2 protein-coding genes are annotated in these 2,682 nt (G+C 35.8%); both read right to left on the bottom strand.

The window, feature by feature from the left end; all coding sequences use genetic code 11:
- The coding region (locus AACV33_RS01410) for a Wzz/FepE/Etk N-terminal domain-containing protein (protein ID WP_182700676.1) at positions 1–713 on the bottom strand (713 nt) is incomplete at its 3' end.
- Positions 714–1,306: 593 nt separating this feature from the next.
- Positions 1,307–2,398: a UDP-N-acetylglucosamine--undecaprenyl-phosphate N-acetylglucosaminephosphotransferase gene (gene wecA / locus AACV33_RS01405; RefSeq protein ID WP_182700675.1), complete on the bottom strand. Its 1,092-nt coding sequence runs from the start codon at positions 2,396–2,398 to the stop codon at positions 1,307–1,309.
- Between the last annotated feature and the right edge of the window lie 284 nt (positions 2,399–2,682).

The raw sequence follows: 2,682 nt of genomic DNA, 5'->3' as shown, positions 1-2,682 counted from the left end.
CCCCAAATCAGCACAGCTGCTGCTGACAGTATCCAACCAAACAATCCTCCTAATATAACAATCAAATCACGTTTTGGCTTTATATGTTGAGTTGCTTTTAATGGCATCATAACCACGCTTACAATTTTTGTAGATTCTTGTTCTAAAAGAGCAACACTGTACAATTGTTGTGCATATTTTTCAGCTAAAACATCTTTCACCGCATCTATTGATGTAGACTCAATAAGTTGCTTAGTTGGTTTTAATGTTATTTCTATCTCTTGACGTTCATTTTTTTTAACTAATGAATTCACATGGGTTACAAAAAACGACAAATTACGGTAAATAACCTCGGGATCTTCCCCTTGTTGCGATAATACGATTTGATTTGGACCTAAAATTGCAACATTGATTCCATTTAATCCAGAATCCTCCCCCATGAGACCCATCATCTCTGTCTTAATTTCCTTACTACTAACATAAGGATAAATTGAACGAGAGGTTAGATTAAGCTGTAATCTTGATGTATCGACTAACAGTATAGATTTTGATTCATACACATTTGGTTGCATACTAGTAGAAGAAAAAGCTCCCATCATAAAAAGAAACGTACATAACGTGATAGCAACTTTTCCTTGCCATAAGGTTAAAAGCAATTCGTTTAAGTCGATTTCATTATTTGATTGATAAGATGAAAGAAATCTCATCGGTTGTTGTAAATGTTTATTTTTCATTCAAAGGTCCATTTTAGGTACGCTACCGCCCAGAGGTTATACGCATCCCCACCGCGTTAGCATTAATATTTTCTAATTTCAAGATTGATAAAAAATTAAAATTAACCAACATTTACAGCCATTTACGACTAAAATCATTGCATTAATTCAAATTGTAAAATTTTGTTATGTCATCATAATCCTGAGAGTACTGAAGCATGTCTCGATAACCCATACTTCTTGTTATTTCTTTGTCAAAAATAAAGACACCAAGTGATTCAATACGTGCTCCCTAGCATTGATTTTTCATTATCTTTAAAGGAAGTAGAACTAGATAATAAACACCCTTTTTATTATTAATAATTTTAACAAAAATTTACGAAGCTAACCTCAAGATAAACAATAATATAATGGTCTAACAAGAGTATAACGGAAATGTTAACTAGGGTGAAGAGCACTCTATACGTCCTTAATAAGCCAAACAGAACAATGTGGTTTGATATATACATCCCCTCTTCGGGTAAGCATACCAAAAGCAAAAAAAAAGCGGATATAACCTAGCCAGTCATATCCGCTTTCATGCATTCAAATTTTAAAATCACTTAACCGAAACGTTACTTACTCGCTTCAGCCTGAAGCTCTACCGATATTCGCTTACCAAACAACTTATGTGCCCATGTCGTGATACGCCAGATATAACTGATCGTCATAAAATACACGCCAAATAATGCTAAGAAGCTAAAGAACATCACCGATTCACGAACGCCGTTTAAATCTGCCCAAATACCATAACAAGCACAAAGTGTTGCGACAGTACAGATTAAGAACAAGGTCATGTACGACGATAAGCCTAAACGTTGGCAAATATGGTGTAAATGCTCTCTGTCTGGTTTGAAAGGAGATTGGCCTTTACGAACACGACGGATCATAATTGTTGCCATATCCATCAGCGGAACCGCAATTAACCATAATGCCGTCACGGGTTTAAACGCAATAATCGAAGGCTCTTGTGAACCACGAATTAACATCCACACCACAGTAAAGCCAATAAACATACTGCCTGCGTCACCCATAAAGACTTTAAAACGACGGCCTAAAGGAAAACCAAGATTAAGCATCACGTATGGCACGATAGCCGTAACGATTAAGGCACACACATGGGCAAGATAGTCATTACCACTGTAATAAAAAACAACCGCTAAGGCAGAGAAAGTGACCGAAGCCAAACCACCTAATAAGCCATCAATCCCATCAACCATGTTAAACGCATTGATCGCACCAATGACACCCAGAATAGTGATGATCCCACTCGCGACAGAAGAAAGCATGATCGTCTCACTTCCCATCAAAAAGCCTAATTGATGTAAGCTGTGTCCACCCACAAAGATAATAATAAGCGAAATGATGGTCTGTACGAGTAAACGAACTTTAAAACTGATATCGTAATAATCATCAAATGTGCCCAATATTACCAATACGGCTGCACAACTTAGGTACATGATCAAATTTTCATTGATTGGGAAAAATAAAAGTAATCCAATACATAAGGTTGTGAAGATAGAAATACCACCAATGAGTGGGATGACTCCTTTATGATGCTTTCGCTCATTCGGTTTATCAACCAATCCAACGCGCTTAGCCACTTTGCGCATGATAAATAAACTGACAAATGAGACGAGAAACACAAATAGATATGCGTTAATCATGAATAGACTTCCTATAGGAATGTAATTATTTTTTAAGTATATATAAATGGGTGTTGCGTGATACTACATAATGTCTAAGCAGTATATTTAGTCGCACTTTTTCTATTTGCCCATGTAAGCATACAAATAAAATACGAGTAGAATAAAGTTAAATTAGGTATGATTATTTACTTATGATTTTATTCTTTATCGGTAAGAGATAATGTTTAATCGCTCCATAACATGCGTAGTAGCATAAGCAATATAATGATCTAAAGAAGCTTGTTTTTTCCACCTCACGAACA

It is taken from the genome of Aliivibrio sp. SR45-2 (assembly GCF_963890165.1).
Lineage (GTDB): Bacteria > Pseudomonadota > Gammaproteobacteria > Enterobacterales > Vibrionaceae > Aliivibrio > Aliivibrio salmonicida.
This window is presented reverse-complemented; position numbering and strand designations above follow the sequence as displayed.